This is a genomic window from Pseudomonas sp. Irchel 3E13 (assembly GCF_900187455.1).
GTDB lineage: Bacteria > Pseudomonadota > Gammaproteobacteria > Pseudomonadales > Pseudomonadaceae > Aquipseudomonas.
In genome coordinates this window covers 1-18,708 of sequence record NZ_FYDX01000001.1, presented here as the reverse complement: position 1 = coordinate 18,708, position 18,708 = coordinate 1, and the positions used below count along the sequence as shown (strand labels likewise).

Below are 18,708 nucleotides of genomic sequence, written 5' to 3'. Positions count from 1 at the left end.
ACCTTTTGCATTCGATTGACCATCGCGCCGACACGGGTGTCGACCGTCCGTGTCGGCGCGATGGCTACAAGCTAATGGCATTATGGTACTGAACGCGACTATTGCCGGGTCACAGGTTAAAAATCAGCGGCGGGCTTGATTCAGAACAATAAGGAGCGGGCCACGCGGGTCAGCCATTCTGCGGCATCTCGCCGCGTGCCAGGCGTACGTTGATGTCGGCGATCACCGCGGGCAGTTCAACGAGGGTGTCGATCAGGTAATGGGGCCGTGAACCTTCGAACAACTGGGCGATGCGCTGGCGCTCCTGTTGCAGTTGCGCTTCGGGCAGCGCCTTGTACTGCTCATAGGTGAGGCCAAGGGCATTGCCCGAGCAACTCAGGGCGACGGTCCACATCCCGGCGCTGCGACCTTCGAGGATACCGGGCCAGGTGTCGTCCACCTTGACGCAGGCCGCCACGTCGCTGATGCCCAGGGCGATGACGTTGGCCAAAGCCTGCCCGGGCCAGGGGCGGCCGTTGGGGACTTCATCGGTGGCCACTACATGGTCGGCGACATAGCCGTTGCCCAGCGCCAGGGCCACCACTTTTTCCATCACCACCGCCGGGTAACCCGAGCAGGAGCCGATTTTCAGCCCTTGCCGGCGCAGCTGGTCGATGGCTTCCAGCGCGCCCGGAATCAGTGCCGAGTGGTCGGCGATTTTCTCAATCTGCAACGGCATGAAGCGCTCGTAAATGGCGGTTACGTCCTCGTCGGTCGGCCGATGGCCGAAAGCGGCCTCGTAGCGCTCAGCGATGGCCGGGTTATCGCACAAGGTGCGGATATGGTCCCACTTGCCCATGCCCATCGGGCCGCGGGCTTCTTCCAGGCTGACCTGGATGCCGAATTCGGCGAAGGCTTCGACGAAGATCTGGGTCGGCGCGAAGGAGCCGAAATCCACGACGGTGCCTGCCCAGTCGAGGATGGCGGCTTGCAGTTGCTTTGGCGGTTGGTAGTTCATGGCGTTGTTCCAGAGAGTGAAAGGGGAATGGCGTGTCAGGCGCTGGGTGAACCAATGAAATTGCGGCCGCGGGCACCCTGCATGGCGAAGTCGATGATCGCGTCGGCTTCGGTGGCAGATAAGCCGTAGTCTTCGAATTCGGTCTTGACGCCGAGGCGCTGGAGGAAATCGCGCAAGCGGCGCTGGGCGTCGGGCAGGTCGCAGCCGAAGACTTTTTGCAGGGTCCGGTCGCGCCCGGCGTCGCGGCCCCAGGCCAGGCCCAGCACGCGCGGCAGGGTGAAGGAGCAGGCGATGCCGTGGGGCAGGCCGTGGCGCAGGGTCATTTCATAGGAAATGGAGTGGGCCAGGGCGGTCTTGGTGTTGGAGAAGGCCATCCCGGCCTTGAGTGCGGCCAAGGCCATGCGGGCGCGCAGTTCGCGGTTGCCGAGGTCGTGGTGCAGGCGCGGCAGGCAGTCGAGGATGTCTTCGATGGCCGACACCGCGAAGCTGTCCGAGAGCGGGTTGGCGTTGACGTTCCAGATCGATTCCAGCGCGTGGGACAACGCATCCAGGCCGGTGGAGACCGTCACGCCGGCAGGCACGGTGAGCATCAAGTCGGGGTCGATGATCGCGGCCTTGGGCCAGGTGCAGTCCAGGTGCAGGGAGTATTTCTTCTGCTGACCGGTGTCCCATAGCGTCGCCCAAGGCGTGACTTCACTGCCGGTGCCGGCCGTGGTCGGGGCGGCGACTAGGGTCATGTGCCGGGCCGGGACAAACGGTTTGCCGCTGGCCAGCAGGTCCAGCAGTTCGTCGAAACGGCCGGAAGCGGTGCCGACGATCAGCGCCTTGGCGGTATCGATGGCGCTGCCGCCACCCAGGGCCAGCACCGTGTCGCAGTCGGCGTGTTCGGCCCAGAAGCCTTCATGCACGTCGCGCAGCCAGGCCACGTCGGGATTGGGTTGTACGTTGTCGATCACGCAGGCCAGGCGCTCGCCGAGCAGATCGCGGACCCGCTCCACCAGCCCCAGTTGCGCAGCTTCAGGGAAGGTCACCAGGGCGACCTTGCCCTGGCACAGATCGGCGATCCGCTCGAGGCTGCCAGCGCCGAAGACGGTGGTGACAGGGTTGTAGTAACAGGCGGGCATTGCAGTGGCTCCAGGCATGAGTCTGCCCGTCGCGCGCCCGAGGGGACGCACGTGGCAGGGAATGATGAACAGGGTGGAATCAGTGGCGGCCGTTGCCCTGAATGGCTTTGCGCAGGCGGGTGGACACCAGGTCGGCGAGCACCACCATCAGCGTGATGACGAGGATGCAGGTGGCGGTTTCCTGGTACTTGAACAGCTTCAGGCTGCTCACCAGTTCGAAGCCCAGGCCACCGGCGCCGACCATGCCCAGCACCGTGGCCGCACGCAGGTTGACCTCGAAGCGGTAAAGCACGACGGCGATCCAGGCGGTGATCACTTGCGGCAACACGCCGAAGGCGATCACCTGCAACGGCCGCGCTCCGGTGGCCTGCAAGGCTTCGATCGGGCCTTGGTCGATTTCCTCGATGCTCTCGGCGAAGAATTTGCCGAGCATGCCCACGCCATGCAGCGCCAGGGCCAGCACGCCAGGGAAGGGCCCCAGGCCGACCGCCGAGACGAACACCAACGCCAGGATCAGTTCGTTGATGCTGCGGATCACGTTGAGCAGTTGCCGGGTGCCTTGGTACAGCCAGCGGTTGCTGTGCAGATTGCGCGCGGCAAGAAAGCCCAGCGGCACGGCGCCGATGATGCCCAGCAGGGTGCCCCACAAGGCGATCTGCAGGGTTTCCATCGCCGGACGCCAGAGGCTGGGCAGGATGCTCATATCAGGCGGAACCGAACGACCGATGAAATCACCGATCTGCGGCAGACCGTTGGCCAGTTCGCTCCAGCTCAGTTGCGCGCCCTCGGCGCTCCAGTGCAGCACGCAGAGCGCCGCCAGCAACAGGGCGCCGCTGCTCAGCCAGCCACGGGTGCTGGTGGGGGTATTGACCAGCCATTGGTGACTTTGCGGGTTCATGCTCAGGCTCCTGTGCCGCTGGAAAACGCGGTGCGGGCGGTGGCCAGCGGCGCATGCGGCTCGCTGGCCGCGGGGTTGTGGTAGATGCGCTGGAGGGCGGCATCGTCCAGTTCGTCGGGGCGTCCGTCGAACACCATCCGGCCGCTGGCCAGGCCGACGATGCGGTCGCCGAACTCACGGGCCAGGTCCACCTGATGCAGGTTGCACACCACGGTGATGCCGAGGCTGCGGGTCGCATCACGCAGGTAATGCATCACCAGGTGGGCGGTTTTCGGATCGAGGCTGGCCACCGGCTCATCGGCGAGTATCACCTTGGGCCGTTGGGCCAGCGCCCGGGCAATACCGACCCGCTGCATCTGCCCGCCGGACAGCGAGTCGGTGCGGGCGCCGGCCTTGTGCTCCAGTTCCACCCGGCGCAGGCAGTCCCGGGCCAGCTCTACATCCTCGCGGCGAAACAGTTGCAGCAGCGAGGTGAGGGTGCCGGTGTAGCCGAGGCGGCCGGTGAGCACGTTTTTCAGCACCGAGAGGCGCGGCACCACGTTGTGATGCTGAAAGATCATCGCTACCCGCCGACGCAGCTCGCGCTGGTCGCGGGCACGCATGGCGTTCACCCCGGCCACTTCCAACTGGCCGCTGTCGGCCTTGGCCAGACGGTTCATGCAGCGCAGCAAGGTCGACTTGCCGGCGCCGGACTGACCGAGGATCACCACGAACTCGCCGGCCCGAACCTCCAGGTCGATGCCCCGCAGTACCGGGTTGTCGGCGTAGTCCTTGGTCAGGTGTTCGACGCGAATCATTTCAGGCCCTTCAGGTCGAGGTCGAGCACCTTGGCGGTGTCGCGCACCACGTCATAGGCGGCGTCGGAGGTGGGCTGGAAGCCGTTGAGCATGCCCTGATCACCCCATGGCACATCCTTGATGGCGGCAAAGGCGGTGCGCAGCTTGCCTTGCAGCTCGGGGTCGAGGTTCTTGCGCCAGACCATCGGCGACTCGGGGATGTCCTGGGAAGTCCAGACCACCTGGAAGTCTTCCTTTTTCACCTGGCCGCTGTTCACTGCGCCCGCGAGGATGCGGTCGGCGACGGCAGCGGCATCCACCTTGCGGTTTTCCACGGCGAGGATGCTGGCGTCATGGGAGCCGGAGAAAATCACCCGGGAGAACAGCGCTTTCGGGTCGTGGCCGGATTGTTCCAGGCCCGCCTTGGGGAACAGGTGGCCGGAGGCCGAGCTTGGATCGACAAAGGCGAAGGTGCGGCCCTTGAGGTCGTCGAGGCTGCGAATGCCGCTGTCCTGCCGGGCGACGATCAGGCTGTGGTAGGCGCTGGTACCGGTCTTCTTGGTCACCGCCACGGCGAACGCCTCGGCGCCGGCCACCTTGTTAGCCAGGACATAAGAGAAGGGCCCGAGGTAGGCGACATCGAGCTTGCCGGCGCGCAGTGCTTCGATCACGCCGTTGTAGTCGGTGGCCACGAACGGCTTGACCGGAATGCCCAGGCGCTCCTGAAGCTGGTCGATGACCAACTGGCTGCTCTTGATCATGGCCTGCGAGTCCTCGGACGGAATCAGGCCGATGGTGAGGGTTTGCTGGGCTTGCACGGCGGGCGCCAGCAGCAGCGGCAGCAGGGCGAGGCGGGCAGAGCGGAACAGGCGGGTGAGGGTGATCATGGCAGTACCGGAGTGGTTGTTGTCGGTAACGCCAAAGTAGGGCTGTCATGTGACAGTCACCCCATCAATTCAATATGGGTTTTAACGCCAAACCATTCAAAGGATCTATGGATGTCCACCGCCCGCCTGCGCACCTTCCTTGCCGTCGCCCGCCATGCCAGCTTCAGCGCCGGCGCCAGAGCCCTCGGCCTGAGCCAGCCGACCGCCACCAACCAGATCCAGGGTTTGGAGCGGGAATTCAACGTCGAACTGTTTCATCGCCGAGGACGGCGTATCGAAGTGACGGCGGTGGGCCGTGCCTTGCTGCCCATCGCCCAGCAGATGTCGATGCTCGAATCCGAGGCATTCAACCTTCTGCGTGATTCCGGCAAGCTCAACCGGGGTCAGTTGAAGATCGGCGCGGTGGGGCCGTTTCATGTGATCGAAATGGTCGACCGTTACCGGCAGGAGTATCCGCAGATCGATGTATCGATTCGGGTCGGCAACTCGGCGTCGGTGCTGGCAGACCTGGAAAACTACGTGACCGATATCGGTGTGCTGGCGGGGTTGCAGGATGATCCAGCCTTTGTCGTCGAGCGCTATGCGCGGCATTCGGTGATCCTGTTCGCCCATGTCGATCACCCCCTGGCGCGGCATGACGAAGTGCCTTTGCAGGCCCTGCAGGGACAGCCGCTATTACGGCGCGAACAGGGCTCCACGACGCGGCTTGCATTGGAGCGAGGATTGGATGCAGCGGAAGTAACCCCGCGGATCGCCATGGAGATTGGCAGCCGTGAGGCGTTGCGCGAGGCGGTTATTCGCGGGATCGGGATTGGGGCCGTGTCGGAGGCGGAGTACATCGCCGACCCGCAGTTGAAAGCGATCAGGATTATCGGCGATCCGGTGTATACGGAGACGTTTCTGTATTACCTGGCGGAGCGGCGCAGTAGCCAGGTTATTGCTTCGTTTCAGCAGTGCTTGAAGGCTGCGGGGGGCAAGAGAGGCGCGGGCTAGCGAGCCTCTCAGCGGGGTGGACGCTCAATTCCCTCGGTAGGTAGAGAAACCGTACGGGCTGAGCAGTAATGGGATGTGATAGTGCGCAAGGGTACCGTCTACCTCGAAAATGACCGGTACCTCTGGAAAGAAACTTGAGACGTTGTGAGCCTTGAACCATTCACCGGTTTTGAAGGTGACACGGTAGGTGCCTTTCTCCAGAGCCTGACCCTCGGGATAGAGCCCGGGAATACGACCTTGCTCGTTGGTCGCTGCGCTGTTGAGCATGTTCCAGTTCTTGCCGTCCTGTTTTTCCAACGTGACATTTACCCTCGGAGACGGCAAACCATCCTGCAAGTTGAGTACATGCACGCTGAGCGGGTTTCCTGCCGCTAATGCCAGTGTCGATACGACACTCAATACAAGGCCCGCGAAGAACGCTTTCAATAAAGTCATGATGAAGTCCTTAGTTTTTAACGGCAGGTAAAATTTTGTTGATAGCGGTTAATGCGCAACCCTCATCGAATGCTGCTCCACCAGCACCGGCCACTCCGATAGCGCCAATGACTTGCCCCTCAAACAACAACGGTACGCCGCCGCCCAGCAGCAATAGTTCATCCAGAGTGTTGAGGTTTTCAGCATCGGGTGTACTGCGTGCACGCTCTGCCAATAGCCGTGTTGGCGTCTTGGTCGACAGGGCGGTATAGGCCTTGCGTTGGGCGGCTAATGTGTTGTGCGGGCCAACGTTATCGTCGCGCTGCAGGGCTACCAGATTTCCGCCGCGGTCGACAATTGCAGCAACACCTGTGCGGCCGTCGGCATGACACGCTGCCAGTGCGGCATCAAGCAAGTCATTGGCCATTGCCAGTGATACGTCGCTGCGCTGCACAACTTGATTCGGGGCTGCAACGGCGAGCGCAGAGCTCATTGCGAGTGATATCAGCAATGAGCTCGATAGGCGTATACGCATGTTTTTTCCTTTGTTATTTCTGGCTGATTCAGAGCCAGAGAGGATGACCCGTGCGCTCCGTCAGAATGATTGCCCAATGATTACCAAGATGTAATGTGCCAACACGGGCGGGCGCGTTAGCCTATGGTCCGGTCCCGGAGAAAAAGATGCGTATCCTGATTGTTGAAGATGAAGCGAAAACAGCTGATTACCTCCATAAAGCCCTGACTGAATCGGGCTATATGGTCGAGGTCGCCCTGGATGGCGTGGAGGGCCAGTATCTGGCGCAGGAAAGCGAGTTCGACTTGATCATTCTGGACGTCATGCTGCCGGGGCTGGACGGTTGGCAATTGCTTCAGATCATTCGGCGCAAGTGGCAAACCCCGGTGCTTTTTCTGACCGCCAGAGACTCTGTGGAGGATCGGGTCAAAGGGCTTGAGTCAGGGGCCGATGATTACCTGGTCAAACCATTTTCCTATGCCGAGTTGTTGGCACGCGTCCGCACCCTGCTACGCCGGGGACCGCCCCGCGAGGTCGAGCAATTCCTGGTTGCAGACCTGAGCCTTGATCTGTTGCGGCGCAAAGTTACGCGCAGCGGGGAGCGCCTGACCTTGACCAACAAGGAGTTTGCTCTGTTGCACCTGCTCGTCAGTCGTGAGGGGGAGGTGCTGTCGCGCTCGTTGATTGCTTCGCAGATCTGGCAGATGAACTTTGATAGCGATACCAATGTGGTCGATGTCGCCATCCGTCGACTACGGGCCAAGGTTGACGATCCTTACCCGCTCAAGTTGATCCACACCGTGCGTGGCATCGGCTACATGCTTGAGGTGCAATCCTGAAACTCTTTCCGCGCTCCCTGAGCTTGCGCCTGGCGGTGATGTTCGCGTTGGTCAGTGCGCTGCTGCTGGGCGCCATTGGCTTTTATCTTTATCAGTCGTTACAGCGAGAAATCGCGTGGCGCGACGACCAGGCCCTGCTCGGGCGGCTGGAGCGCATGCAGGCGTTGATCAACGACAGTGTCAGCGTCGAGCAACTAAGAGATCGGCCCAAGCTCTACGAAAATATGCTGGGCAATCGCGACAACCTGCTGTGGATTGTCGATGACACTGGCCAGGTGTTGATCCAGATAAACCCGGTAAACATGAGCTTGCCCAGGTTACCTGCCGCAGCCCAGGCCCGGCTCGGTGACGGCCATGCTGCGCAGGGCGTGCGGCTTGCATGGAAGAATGTCATGCAGGGACAACGCGGCTTGACCCTGATTGCGGGCAAGTTATTAGGTGAGCGTGAGCAGATGCTGGCGGCTTACCGACTCAAACTCTGGCTCGCCATGTCAGTCGGCGCCCTTTTGGCGTTTGTGCTCGGCGGGTGGGTCAGTCGACGAGGCTTACAACCCGTACGCGTGCTGGCGCAGCATGCGGCCGGCATTGATGTACAGCATCTGCATCTGCGGCTGGACGAGTTCAACGAACTGAGTGAACTACAGGCGCTCAGTCGTTCACTCAATCAAATGCTTGCTCGCCTTGAAGAAGGGTTCGCCCAGCTCTCACGGTTCTCGGAAGACCTCGCCCATGAGATGCGAACTCCACTCAGCAACCTGATGGGGCATACCCAACAAACCTTGAGGCACTGCCGCTCCATCGAGGACTACCAGAACCTGCTGGTTTCCAATCAGGAAGAATATGAGCGCCTGGCGCGGATGATCGACAGCATGCTGTTTCTCGCGCGTACCGAGCAGTCGCAGGCATCGGTAAATGAAGAACTTATCGACCTGCACGATCTGGCTGAGCAACTGTGTGAGTACTTCGAAGGCGTGGCGCAAGAGCGTGATGTCACGCTGGTTAATCACGCCCATGGTCAGTTACGGGCTGATCCGGCGTTGATACGTCGAGCATTGGCTAACCTGCTCGCCAACGCACTGCGTTATGGGGCTCCCGCTGCGGCAGTGACTATCAGCAGCGTGGTGTGGGAGGGCAGGGTTGTAGTTACGGTGCACAACCTCGGCCAGCCGATTTCAGCAGAGCATCTGCCTCGACTGTTTGAGCGTTTTTATAGGTGTGATCCTTCACGCAATCAGCCGGATGATTCTGGCGGTTTGGGGTTGGCAATCGTGCGTTCGATCATGCAGTTGCATGGCGGCAGGGTGACTGTGGATAGCGGTCAATCAGGGACGAGCTTTTGCTTGGAGTTTGCTGTACGGAAGGCTTGAGTTGTGTGGCTTAAATAGAAATGAAAGGAACGAATATGGGCAACGGCATGGCCCGTTGAGAGAGTGGACGTCAGAAACCGATTTGCCAGCGCAGCAAACGATTTGAGTCGATTGTTATATGCCTTCCCAACTTGAAAGTCGCTCTTTGGAAACCTCAACCGCCTCTGTAGAAAATACCTCCGGGTATCTGAGAATGACCGCTTCAAACGCGAACTCTCCGAGGCCCATATTTAGCAGCGCTCTGTACCCCGGGGTTTCTGTTGGACGACACACAGCCCGATTTACAGACTCTATAATCCCGTGTCTCTCAATCATTTGCCATGTGCGAGAAGCGCGAGTTTTCTTCCCATTCTTGACACGTAGAGTTTCCTCATATGCGTAAATCGCTTGCAGCGCCTCCTTCTCCGCTTGAGTAGAGGCCCCATATGATTCTGCCCGTAGCTCAGTTGCACGAAGGAGCGCCTCATTAGCCAAATCCTGGCGTCCCTTTTGAATCGCGTTCTTTGCAAAAATCTCGCATTTCTCAGGTGAGTCGATTTTCTTAATTCTGTCGTCCATAGATTCTCTCGATCGTGGGTCGCCCCCATGGCGCTCGCTTCAGCTGCGCCGGAATCGTGGCTGGCGTTGCCTGAACACCTGGTCTCCCTGAATTATCGATCGTAGGTCTCACCACCCGTGCTGATCTTGTATAGGGTTTCCGAATAAGGCAAGCGCGCAATGATGGTAGTAGCGTTCACTACTGCCGCCATGGTCATCCCTCTGCACAGCAGGCTGACATAGCCTTGGATTCGAACGCACATGGCATCAGCGCTATCAATAAAGTTCGTCTTGTTGAGGCGGAGCATGATGACTGTCCTGCCCTCGGGTACCGCTCCGATTGGCGGTACAGCGAATATCGTAATCTGGGTGTATACGATCAAACAGAGCAGGGCGATGCCTGCTGCGATTAGAGCCTTCTTCATGAGTGAGAGTCCTGTCTCGGGTTCAGTCTATCCGCTTAACGATTCCGAACCGGCCTTCCTTAAAGTCGCTGGCACGGAGTATATCGGGGGCAGCTTGGTCGCAGCTGTAGGTCGAGTAGCTCACAGGGGGATTACCAAATCGATCCGAGCTACGCTCCGCGCAACCTGACGAAGAGGCAACGATGTACAGCGGCTTGGTTATGGCCTCATTGGGGACTTGGAGGCCCATGGAGAACCTGATACTTGCCTTGTGAGCAAAATCGTTCGCGTCGTCGTGGTAATTACCAAGGAACGTCGCATAGCTACTCCAGCTGACGAATTCGAAACCCATGACCCCCAGTCGTTTGAGCTCGCCGCCGTTTGATGCGTAGACAACGAGAGGCGCCAGCCGAGGGTCTTTGCTCTTGGATGAGTATGTGACTTTCGCCGTGATGTACTTTGAACCACGCTCGGCAGATCGGTACTCATACTGATCCCCGTAATCGTTGAAGCTCCATTGGCCGGTTATCTGGGCAGATTGGAGTGATAAAGAGCTATCGTCCGCTGAGAATGAGCCTTTGACCGGAATCGCTTTCATCCCAAGCGCTGCCAGCCGGCGAGTCTCTTGTTCCTTGGCCTCACGATCTTTGATCATTTTCTGCAGAAAGCTGTTTCCGGTTGCGGCCTCAGCGGAGTCAGGGTAGCGGGATGCCAGCGATGCCAAGGCTGCTCTAGCGGCCGCTTCGTCTCCACTGTCGAACCCCTTTCTTACCTGAGCCAGTAATACGGGTGGGGTCTCTTTGAGCGTCGTATTTTCCTGCTCAAGCTGCGCAATCCTGTCTTTGGCAGCGGCAATTTGCGCCTGGAGGGATTTGACGTCCGAGCGAAGGTTTTCGGCCTGCTTCTTGTACACCTCGCCGCCATCTCCACACCCCGCAAGTGAGAGAGCCAGGCAGGCGACTAGTGAATCCTTCCTCAAGGTGCACTCCTTTGGTCATTGACCACAACGGCGAGGATGGCAATCTACCATCATGCTTGAATCACCGGAATGGATCTCCAAGGCTAGTTCGTGGTTCGCCATGAACGCTAAAGAAGCCGGCCGCCGCTTGCAGCTAACCATCTGTGGCTTGGGTCAGCATTTCCGCAATGACCTGCAGGGTCGGGGGACGCTATCCAAGACCCTTGGCACCCAGCCGTTCAGTTGCGGTAACACCAATCTAAAGGCATCATTTGCTAATAATTCCCATTAGCAAAATATTCCATGTCCTCCGTCCCTCTCGATAATCAGCGTCTCGCCTTACGTAACCGCGTTCTGCAGCAGATGTTCGGCGATCACCATGACTGGCTGTTGCAGCGCCTGCGCGCACGCCTGGGCTGCAGTCATGACGCTGCCGACATGGCTTCCGAGACTTTCGCCCAGGTGGTGAAGTTGCCCGACCCGCAAGGCATACATGAACCGCGAGCCCTGCTCACCACCATCGCCAAGCGCCTGGTGTTCGCCACCTGGCGGCGACGCGATCTGGAGCGTGCCTACCTGGAAGCGCTGGCTCAGCAAGTTCCGGGTTACGAACCGTCGGCGGAAGAGCAAGTGCAGGCGCTGGAAACCTTGAGCAACCTCGACCGCATGCTCGATGGCTTGTCGCCGCTGGGACGCAGTGCCTTTCTTTACAGCCAGCTGGAAAACCTCACTTACGCCGAAATCGGCTCACGCCTGGGTATTTCCGCGCCCCGCGTGCATCAGTACGTGGCCAAGGCCTTGGCCCTGTGCTACCTGGCGCTGGAGTGAGCATGCCGCAGACACGACTGCCAACAGCGGTGGCCGAAGCGATCGAATGGCTGGCGCTTCACCGCTCAGGAAGCATGAGCGACGCCGATCGCCAGCGTTTTCAGCACTGGTTGAGCCTCAGCCCTGATCACCCGCAGGCCTGGCAGCGCCTCGAGCAACGCCTTGGCCAGGTCTTCGCCGATATGCCACCGATGGCCCGTCAGGTGCTCAGCACCGAGGCCGCTAGCCGTCGGCGGTTGTTGCGCGGAGCGCTGGCGGTCGCCGGCATTGGTGCCGGTGGCTGGTGGTTGCAGCGCCTGGGTCTGCTGCCCTTTGCGGGGGGCGACCTGCACACCGGCTTCGCCGAGCGCCGGGCATTCACCCTGGAGGACGGCAGCCGTGTGGTGCTCAACGCCCAGAGCCGTGTGGACCTTGCCTTCGCCGGCCGGTCGCGCACGCTCATCCTGCGTGAAGGGGCGCTGAGCATTCAGGTAGCCGCTGACCCGCAACGGCCGCTGATCGTTGTCACTGCCTTTGGCGAGGTGCGCGCCCTGGGCACGCGCTTTACCGTCACCCTGCAGGAGCGGGCTGCCAACCTCTGGGTGCAGGAGTCACGGGTGCAAGCGCAAGCACCCAACGGTGCCCGCCTGGAGTTGGGCAGCGGTGAGGGCGCAGTGCTGTCCGGCAGCGGGATCCATGCGCTCGATCCCAACCGTGCCGGCGAGGGCCGTTGGGAAGACGGTTATCTGGAAGTTCACGATCAGCCCCTGGGCGCGGTGATCGATGCCCTGCGGCCCTATCGACGCGGCGTGCTGCGTATCAGCCCCGACGCCGCCGCGTTGCGGGTCTCGGGAGTATTTGCGCTGGACGACAGCACGCAGGTCCTGCATACGCTGCAAGAAACCTTGCCGGTTCGGGTCGACCAGCGTTTCGCCTGGTGGACCCAGGTGAGCCGGCGCTGAATTTTTTCATCGTCCCCTTAATAACGGAGCCCCTCGCGTCACATGGGTGGCATCGACTACCTATCGGGACCGCTGCCCATGTACCGGACATACCGTTTCAGCCTGACACCACTGGCCCTTGCCCTGACCTTGAGCGCACTGCACGCGCCTGTCGTTGCGGCGATCGAACCCGACGCTCAGCAGCAAGTGCATGGTTTCGACCTGCCGGCCGGCGCGCTGGATGCAACCCTGACCGCCATCGCCCGGCAAAGCGGGCGCGGCATTTCCTATGACGCGTCGCTGACCCGTGGCCTGACGGCGCCAGCGCTGCGTGGCCGGTTCAGCACCGAGCAGGCGTTGAATCAGGCGCTGCAAGGCACCTCGCTGCAACTGGCCGTCACACCCGGCGGAGCCCTGAGTATCGGGCCGCGTGCGGACGATGTGTTGCACCTCTCCGACATCGACGTGTCCGGGCTGGCGTTCGAGCAGGATGCCTGGGGGCCGGCGTACAGCAAGGTCGCCCGGCGCAGCGCAACGATGAGCAAGACCGACACGCCGCTGTTGGAGACACCCCAGTCAGTGTCGGTCATCACCCGCGAGGAGATGGTTTCGCGCCAGCACGACAGCCTGGCCGACGTGCTTGGTTATACCGCCGGCGTGGTCACGCAGCCCAACGGCTACAGCCGGGTGGCCGATGACTACCGCTTGCGCGGTTTCGACATCGGCCCACGTACTGGGAGCGTGCTGCGCGATGGCATGAAGATGCAGAGCACTCAGTTCGAAGGAGGGCAGGAGCCCTATGGCCTGGAGCGTGTCGAGGTGCTCAAGGGCGCGTCCTCGGTGCTTTATGGACAACTGGCACCGGGTGGCTTGATCAACACCACTAGCAAGCGGCCGACCCTGGCCCCGCTGCACGAGCTCAACCTGGAATACGGAAATCATCAGCGCCGGCAGATTTCCACCGACCATAGTGGCGCGCTGGATGACCAGGGGCGCTTCAGCTACCGCCTGACTGCCCTGGTTCGCGACAGTGGCACGCAATACGACGAGATCGATGACGACAAGCAGTACATCGCGCCGGCCCTGACCTGGCAAATGGACGACGACACCCGCCTGACGCTGTTGGCCAGCCACCAGCGCACCCAGACCACACTGACCCCACCGATCCGCTACGACCTGACCACCTTCAGCAAGACGCCAGGCTACAAGGTGCCGTATGACCTGTTCCCCGGCGAACCGGACTTCGACGACTACGACGGCACCCTGGAGACCTTCGGTTACCTGCTGGAAAGCCGCCTGAGCGATCAGTTGCAAGTGCGCCATGCTGTCCGTTACTTCGAATCGCGCAGCGACTACGACTACATCACCCTCAACAGCAGCCGCGTCACCGGGGCGAACCTGAACAACCTGACCCGCAGCTACAATGCCCGCGAGGACGTTTCCACCGGCTGGACCAGCGACAGCAACCTGACCCTCGACCTCGCGCATGGCAACTGGCGCCACACCCTGCTCGGCGGCATCGACTACTACCGCAAGACCTACGACAGCCATCGGCACAGTGGCAGCGCGCCGACCCTGGACCTGGCCAATCCGGTCCATGGCAACCTGCCGAAGGTGAATACCGCCGTCGACAGCGGGTCGGACCTGCACAGCACGCAGATGGGGATCTACCTGCAAGAGCAGGCCACATTCGACAAGCGCTGGGTGGTGGTGCTGGGAATGCGCCAGGACTGGGCCGAAAACAACACCCGCAACTACCGCGACGGCTCGCGCAGCACCGTCACTGACCGCAAGACCACCGGCCGGGTGGGGCTGGTGTACCTCGCCGAGAACGACTGGGCGCCCTATGTCAGCTACAGCCAGTCGTTCCTGCCGTCTGCCGGCACCGACAGCAATGGCGACACCTTCGAGCCTACCGAAGGCGAACAGTACGAGGTCGGTGTGCGCTACCAGCCAGCCGATCGCGAGCTGCTGATCAGCGCCGCGGTGTACCAGCTGACCCAGCGCAATGTGTTGACCTCGATCGCCGGCTCCGACTTCGACGAGCAGACCGGCAAGGAACGCAGCACCGGCGTCGAACTTGAGGCCAAGGCACAACTGACGACCAACCTGGCGATGAACGCCACCTACGCCTACACCGATGCGCACATCCTGTCCGACAACGACAAGACGCTCGAAGGATCGCGGATCGAAGGCACGCCGTATCACAGTGCCGCCTTGTGGCTGGACTACGGGTTGGGCTTGTTAGGATTGCCCGACGTCACTGTTGGCGCCGGTGCCCGATACAACGGCACTACCCACACCGTGCCGAGCGTGAGCGACCGCAAGATCCCGGCCTATACCTTGTTCGATGCACGCGTCACCTACCGGTTGAATGACCAATGGCAGGTGAGTGCTCGCGCCCAGAACCTGGCCAATGAGCGCTATCTGTATTGCGCAAACTCGTGCCGCTATGGCGACGAGCGCAGTGTGGTAGGGGCGGTCAGTTACAACTGGTAGCGGTGTTGCCGGTCGTCCGTGGCTGTTACCTGGCTTCCACGCAAAGGCACCCCGCATCGTTCTAAAGTGCGCACCATCGCGGTCGATAAATCAGGGTACGCATGGGCGCTATTTCCTCATAACAACACATGCGACGTTCAGTACTACGTTTTCCTTGCCAAAACTATAAATACCCGCAGGTGAAGTCATGAATATCAAGCAGAAGCTGACCTGGGCGTTCGCGGCTATCGCGTGCGTCCCGGTCATCCTGGTCGCCGTTTTGGTGGTGCTGAATCTGCGAGAGGGGGCCCTGGTCAATTTCCTCGACAGCAGCGGTCGCGAGATCCGCCAGATCGACAATGGCATGAAGCAGTTTTTCGACGGTATCAGCCAAAACGTCGACTACGTAGCGAAGGACCCGCGCGTTGTCGCCGCCAAAGACCTCAAGAGCTACGCTGGCGCCGATGCAGCGCAAATTCCCCTCACCCAGACCAACAAAGAGCTGCTGGCGATATTCGAGCAGTTCGCCAAAAGCCATCCGAGTACCGCTTACCTGTCCCTGGGGCTGAAAGACGGCGGCTACGCCAGTTGGCCGGACGACACCAAGCTGAGCAACTACGACCCGCGGGTACGTCCCTGGTACAAAGCGGCCATCGCCGCGCCAGGCACCACCGTGCGCACCGGTGCCTACTATTGGGCGCCGGACGATGTGACGTTGATCGGCACGGTGCACACTGTCGCCGACGCTGCGGGAAATATCCTCGGCGTGGTTGGCCTGGACGTGTCGCTCAAACAGCTCACCGAACTGGTGCGCAACATCAAGCTGGGTGACAGCGGCTACCTGATGCTGGTGGAAGCCAACGGCAACGTACTGGTCGACCCCAGCGACGCCAAGCACAACTTCAAACCCCTGGCCGACCTGGGCCCCAACTACGCCGAACTCGCCAAGCGAGGCGACGGAGTGACCCAGATCGAGATTGATGGTGTGCCCTACATGGCCAACGTGGTCAGTTCCAACGGTCTGGGCTGGCGCTTTATCGGCCTGATCAAGCGTGATGAAGTGATGGCCGAAGCCACCCGCCTGACCTGGTTGATTGCGGCCATAGCAGCGGCGTTGGCGTTGGTGTTCGCGGTCGTAGGCGCAAGCTTTGCCAGTGTCATCGTGCGCCCGATTCGCGGCGTGGCCGACGGCCTGCAAGAAATGGCCGAGGGGGAGGGCGACCTGACGCGCCAACTCAAGGTGCAGGGCAAGGACGAAACCGCCAGTCTGGCGGGCTGGTTCAACCAGTTCCTGGGCATGATTGCACAACTGGTGCAGCGCATCGGCAACGCCTCATCGGACCTGCAGACCGCCGCCGTCGATACCCGCGAAGTGGCCAACAACATGAACCAGGCCGCTGGTCGCCAGCGTGAAGCCGTGGAACTGGTGAGCACCGCGTTCAACGAAATGGTTGCTACCGCCAACGAAGTTGCGCGTTCGTGCAGTGCCGCCGCGTCGAGTGCCGATGAAGGCTACCGCGACGTAAATGACGGCCAGCAGCACATCGGCGAAGCCACCGGCAGCGTGCTCAAGCTCAGCGAAGACCTGCAAAAATCGACTCAGACCATGCAGTTGCTGGAGCAGGACAGCCAGAACATCAACACCATTCTCGACACCATCCGCTCGATTGCCGAGCAGACCAACCTGCTGGCGCTCAACGCGGCGATTGAAGCGGCGCGTGCCGGTGATCAAGGCCGTGGCTTCGCCGTGGTCGCCGACGAAGTCCGCGCCCTGGCCCGTCGCACAGCCGACTCCACCGGCGAGATCGACAGCTTGCTGGGCAATCTTGCTCGCCGCACCCAGGAAGTCACGCAGCAGATGCAAGGCAGCCTGCAGGTGTCCCACGCCAGTGTGGAACGCATTCAGCAGGCACGTGACAGCTTCGACAAGATCCGTGGCTCGGTGGACTCGATCCGCGACCAGAACACCCAGATCGCCACAGCTGCCGAGGAGCAGCACCAGGTGGCCGAAGAGATCAATCGGCACATCGCGCAGATCCATGCCGATGCGCAACTGGTCGAAGGCTTTGCCCAGTCCTCGCAGATGGGGTCGGGTCGATTGATAGAGATTTCTGGTCAGCTCAAGGGGTTGGTGGGGCGGTTCAAATATTAGTGTTTCTGGCCGGGTGAAAGTGTTGGGCGATAACCGCTTTTATTCGGGCAGACCAGTTGCTGCGGCGTTGCAAGTGACGCCGCGGGTTCTTGGTTTGAAATTTCTCGAAAGGTTTTCACGCCCCATTTATTTAGTTCGGCAGTGCGTGACCTGATTAGGGACGTGTAGTAGTAGCTAAGTTAGTGATGGTCACTGTTTTGGTGAAGATGTTTAGGTTTAGGAATGAATTGGGCGGGCGGTGAATACTGATAGGGCTTCGCAGGTTTGAGAAACCGGAGATGACAAAATGCTTGCTTTGGGTGACATGGATGCTGATTTGCAAAGAGTACGGGGGTTTGTGGAATCGGCTGCGTAGGTTAGTGGAAACAGACAGATACTCAGGAACAAATTTAACATGGCATATCATTTCACTTATGGGCGATGTCAGATGTTCCTGAGTCCACAAAAGGCTGTCAGAGCTAGCTAAGCGGTCGATGAGTAGAAAGATGTGTTCATCGATGTGTGTTCATGATTGTTGGACCGACACTGTGAGCGAGCTGTTTCCGAGTGTTCGCTCATGCATTCTGATCTCCCGTTGTTTGGCGTTGGGAGGACAGTAAGCGAACGCAAGAGAGGGGATTAGACGGGTTAATCGGCAAGAGTTTATGCGAGGAAACATCGAAAAAAACGTCGCAGTCGAATCCCCCCTTTAAGCTGCTCAAGAAGATATCTGACATAACACATGATTGGTGGTGTGTTTCCTGAAGGTCTTGAAGGGTAGCCACCTACATGGGCAGCTGACCGGTCACGGATTCAGCTTCTAGTGCGACCAATGTGCGAAGTGGCAATCCTGTCACTTCACAGGCGACTTCTTCTGACGGATCTTGTTGTCGCGCTCAATATCCAGTTGGTACAAGATTCGGTCAGCCAGGCGAAATGGCAGCTTTTCGGAAACGACCTCATGCATGGCGTCCAAGTAGTCGAAATAGATCGCTGACGATTTTTCAACGTAGGCGCTGAGCCTTGTCTTTACGACGGGCTTATCTGGGTAGCTTTTGTGAGTAGGACGGAGCATCCGAAAGGCTCGCTCGTCAATGATCTGGAACACATCTGGGTTCACGAATCGAAGGATAGTGGAAGCCATGGGCAGGCGGACCCCTGAGGATACGAGTAGCTTGCCGAGCACATCCTTGGCTTCTCTGTGCTGCTTCGCTTTAAGGTGGCCTACAGCCTTGAGCTCTTTCAGCAGTGAAGTATCGAGTTGCGGATAGCGATCCAGTTTCCATAACACGATTTCCAGCAGTGTCTGCTCGGTCAACTGCCTCGCGTCAAGGCCATCGAGCTTTTTGGTGAGCTCAGGCTGGTAATCATACTGATCCAAGAGCACGCTGGGATCGTCACCCCAAACGTCCTGGTGTTGCTTGATGAAGTCTTCCATACCATGCCCCCATACGTGCTGTTGAGCTCAAAAGCCTAATGCCCATCATAGTGATGGCCTCCCGCCTTTTCGATAGCCTAGGCTCTGTACGAAAAGAGATGTCGCAAACACCGCATAGAACAAGCCAGTGAGACCATGGCGGCATAACTTTTTGCGAGCTTGTCGAAGCGTGTCACGATGCGGCGGTTCTCTTTCAGCCAGCCAA

At 60.2% G+C, this 18,708-nt stretch carries 17 protein-coding genes and 3 pseudogenes; 8 read left to right on the top strand and 12 right to left on the bottom strand.

Translation table 11 applies throughout. The annotated features are described in order from the left end of the window. Positions 1 to 169: 169 nt before the first annotated feature. The 5 genes from phnX to phnD all read right to left on the bottom strand — a co-directional run bounded on the left by phnX (position 170) and on the right by phnD (position 4,682). Entirely contained in the window at positions 170 to 997 is an 828-nt protein-coding gene (phnX, locus tag CKW37_RS00095) for a phosphonoacetaldehyde hydrolase (protein ID WP_095153399.1), read from the bottom strand. Between the two features lie 35 nt (positions 998 to 1,032). Next, complete coding sequence (psrA, locus tag CKW37_RS00090) at positions 1,033 to 2,121, bottom strand: iron-containing alcohol dehydrogenase PsrA (RefSeq protein WP_095153398.1); 1,089 nt, start codon at positions 2,119 to 2,121, stop codon at positions 1,033 to 1,035. 79 nt (positions 2,122 to 2,200) lie between these two features. Then, positions 2,201 to 3,019 (bottom strand): phosphonate ABC transporter, permease protein PhnE, encoded by an 819-nt coding sequence (phnE, locus tag CKW37_RS00085; RefSeq protein WP_095153397.1) that lies wholly within the window; start codon positions 3,017 to 3,019, stop codon positions 2,201 to 2,203. Between the two features lie 2 nt (positions 3,020 to 3,021). Then, positions 3,022 to 3,816: a phosphonate ABC transporter ATP-binding protein gene (gene phnC, locus CKW37_RS00080; protein ID WP_095153396.1), complete on the bottom strand. Its 795-nt coding sequence runs from the start codon at positions 3,814 to 3,816 to the stop codon at positions 3,022 to 3,024. After that, positions 3,813 to 4,682, bottom strand: coding sequence for a phosphonate ABC transporter substrate-binding protein (gene phnD / locus CKW37_RS00075; RefSeq protein ID WP_095153395.1), 870 nt, complete (start codon positions 4,680 to 4,682; stop codon positions 3,813 to 3,815). Before phnD ends, phnC begins: the two co-directional genes overlap by 4 nt. 111 nt (positions 4,683 to 4,793) lie before the next feature. On the opposite strand from phnD, the gene CKW37_RS00070 reads away from it, so the two are divergent. After that, the gene (locus CKW37_RS00070; protein WP_095153394.1) at positions 4,794 to 5,675 is read left to right on the top strand and encodes a LysR substrate-binding domain-containing protein; all 882 of its coding nucleotides are present in this window, start codon (positions 4,794 to 4,796) and stop codon (positions 5,673 to 5,675) included. A gap of 24 nt (positions 5,676 to 5,699) precedes the next feature. Here CKW37_RS00070 and uraH read toward each other — a convergent pair whose 3' ends face one another. Both uraH and CKW37_RS00060 read right to left on the bottom strand, forming a co-directional pair. Next, a complete protein-coding gene (uraH, locus tag CKW37_RS00065) occupies positions 5,700 to 6,110 on the bottom strand; it encodes a hydroxyisourate hydrolase (RefSeq protein WP_095153393.1) in 411 nt (136 codons plus the stop codon). A gap of 10 nt (positions 6,111 to 6,120) precedes the next feature. Next, positions 6,121 to 6,624 carry a heme-binding protein gene (locus CKW37_RS00060; RefSeq protein ID WP_095153392.1) on the bottom strand — a complete coding sequence of 168 codons (504 nt, stop codon included), beginning with the start codon at positions 6,622 to 6,624 and terminating at the stop codon, positions 6,121 to 6,123. A gap of 146 nt (positions 6,625 to 6,770) precedes the next feature. Between CKW37_RS00060 and CKW37_RS00055 the strand changes: the two genes are divergently transcribed. After that, entirely contained in the window at positions 6,771 to 7,442 is a 672-nt protein-coding gene (locus CKW37_RS00055) for a heavy metal response regulator transcription factor (protein ID WP_095153391.1), read from the top strand. Then, positions 7,439 to 8,809: a heavy metal sensor histidine kinase gene (locus CKW37_RS00050; RefSeq protein WP_095153390.1), complete on the top strand. Its 1,371-nt coding sequence runs from the start codon at positions 7,439 to 7,441 to the stop codon at positions 8,807 to 8,809. The genes CKW37_RS00055 and CKW37_RS00050 overlap by 4 nt, the downstream gene beginning before the upstream one ends. A gap of 114 nt (positions 8,810 to 8,923) precedes the next feature. Here the strand turns inward: CKW37_RS00050 and CKW37_RS00045 are convergent, their stop codons facing one another. From CKW37_RS00045 to CKW37_RS00035, 3 genes are all read right to left on the bottom strand, one after another. After that, the gene (locus CKW37_RS00045) at positions 8,924 to 9,367 is read right to left on the bottom strand and encodes a hypothetical protein (protein WP_095153389.1); all 444 of its coding nucleotides are present in this window, start codon (positions 9,365 to 9,367) and stop codon (positions 8,924 to 8,926) included. Between the two features lie 92 nt (positions 9,368 to 9,459). Further along, positions 9,460 to 9,771, bottom strand: coding sequence for a hypothetical protein (locus tag CKW37_RS00040; protein ID WP_095153388.1), 312 nt, complete (start codon positions 9,769 to 9,771; stop codon positions 9,460 to 9,462). A 22-nt stretch (positions 9,772 to 9,793) separates the two neighbouring features. Continuing rightward, positions 9,794 to 10,729, bottom strand: a complete 936-nt coding sequence (locus tag CKW37_RS00035; protein ID WP_095153387.1) for a hypothetical protein — start codon at positions 10,727 to 10,729, stop codon at positions 9,794 to 9,796. 282 nt (positions 10,730 to 11,011) lie between these two features. Here CKW37_RS00035 and CKW37_RS00030 point away from each other — a divergent pair, with 282 nt between their 5' ends. The 5 genes and pseudogenes from CKW37_RS00030 to CKW37_RS33460 form a co-directional block, all read left to right on the top strand. Next, positions 11,012 to 11,536, top strand: a complete 525-nt coding sequence (locus CKW37_RS00030; RefSeq protein ID WP_095153386.1) for a sigma-70 family RNA polymerase sigma factor — start codon at positions 11,012 to 11,014, stop codon at positions 11,534 to 11,536. A 2-nt stretch (positions 11,537 to 11,538) separates the two neighbouring features. After that, positions 11,539 to 12,477, top strand: a complete 939-nt coding sequence (locus tag CKW37_RS00025) for a FecR domain-containing protein (RefSeq protein WP_095153385.1) — start codon at positions 11,539 to 11,541, stop codon at positions 12,475 to 12,477. Positions 12,478 to 12,555: 78 nt separating this feature from the next. Beyond that, positions 12,556 to 14,955 carry a TonB-dependent siderophore receptor gene (locus CKW37_RS00020; protein ID WP_095153824.1) on the top strand — a complete coding sequence of 800 codons (2,400 nt, stop codon included), beginning with the start codon at positions 12,556 to 12,558 and terminating at the stop codon, positions 14,953 to 14,955. A 187-nt stretch (positions 14,956 to 15,142) separates the two neighbouring features. Further along, a pseudogene (locus tag CKW37_RS33465) lies at positions 15,143 to 16,225 on the top strand (cache domain-containing protein); the annotation flags it as partial. 345 nt (positions 16,226 to 16,570) lie between these two features. Then, positions 16,571 to 17,086: pseudogene (locus CKW37_RS33460) on the top strand (methyl-accepting chemotaxis protein); the annotation flags it as partial. Positions 17,087 to 17,918: 832 nt separating this feature from the next. On the opposite strand, the gene CKW37_RS00010 reads toward CKW37_RS33460, so the two are convergent. Continuing rightward, positions 17,919 to 18,503, bottom strand: a complete 585-nt coding sequence (locus CKW37_RS00010; RefSeq protein WP_256587651.1) for a hypothetical protein — start codon at positions 18,501 to 18,503, stop codon at positions 17,919 to 17,921. Positions 18,504 to 18,580: 77 nt separating this feature from the next. Beyond that, positions 18,581 to 18,708 (bottom strand): annotated as a pseudogene (locus CKW37_RS00005) (IS5/IS1182 family transposase); the annotation flags it as partial.

Coding starts and splice junctions, on each gene's coding strand:
- CKW37_RS00055 (WP_095153391.1), top strand. CDS start 6,771: ATGCGTATCCTGATTGTTGAAGATGAAGCGAAAACAGCTGATTACCTC.
- CKW37_RS00025 (WP_095153385.1), top strand. CDS start 11,539: ATGCCGCAGACACGACTGCCAACAGCGGTGGCCGAAGCGATCGAATGG.
- CKW37_RS00045 (WP_095153389.1), bottom strand. CDS start 9,367: ATGGACGACAGAATTAAGAAAATCGACTCACCTGAGAAATGCGAGATT.
- phnD (WP_095153395.1), bottom strand. CDS start 4,682: ATGATCACCCTCACCCGCCTGTTCCGCTCTGCCCGCCTCGCCCTGCTG.
- CKW37_RS00010 (WP_256587651.1), bottom strand. CDS start 18,503: ATGGAAGACTTCATCAAGCAACACCAGGACGTTTGGGGTGACGATCCC.
- CKW37_RS00020 (WP_095153824.1), top strand. CDS start 12,556: ATGTACCGGACATACCGTTTCAGCCTGACACCACTGGCCCTTGCCCTG.
- phnE (WP_095153397.1), bottom strand. CDS start 3,019: ATGAACCCGCAAAGTCACCAATGGCTGGTCAATACCCCCACCAGCACC.
- phnC (WP_095153396.1), bottom strand. CDS start 3,816: ATGATTCGCGTCGAACACCTGACCAAGGACTACGCCGACAACCCGGTA.
- uraH (WP_095153393.1), bottom strand. CDS start 6,110: ATGACTTTATTGAAAGCGTTCTTCGCGGGCCTTGTATTGAGTGTCGTA.
- CKW37_RS00070 (WP_095153394.1), top strand. CDS start 4,794: ATGTCCACCGCCCGCCTGCGCACCTTCCTTGCCGTCGCCCGCCATGCC.
- CKW37_RS00030 (WP_095153386.1), top strand. CDS start 11,012: ATGTCCTCCGTCCCTCTCGATAATCAGCGTCTCGCCTTACGTAACCGC.
- phnX (WP_095153399.1), bottom strand. CDS start 997: ATGAACTACCAACCGCCAAAGCAACTGCAAGCCGCCATCCTCGACTGG.
- psrA (WP_095153398.1), bottom strand. CDS start 2,121: ATGCCCGCCTGTTACTACAACCCTGTCACCACCGTCTTCGGCGCTGGC.
- CKW37_RS00040 (WP_095153388.1), bottom strand. CDS start 9,771: ATGAAGAAGGCTCTAATCGCAGCAGGCATCGCCCTGCTCTGTTTGATC.
- CKW37_RS00060 (WP_095153392.1), bottom strand. CDS start 6,624: ATGCGTATACGCCTATCGAGCTCATTGCTGATATCACTCGCAATGAGC.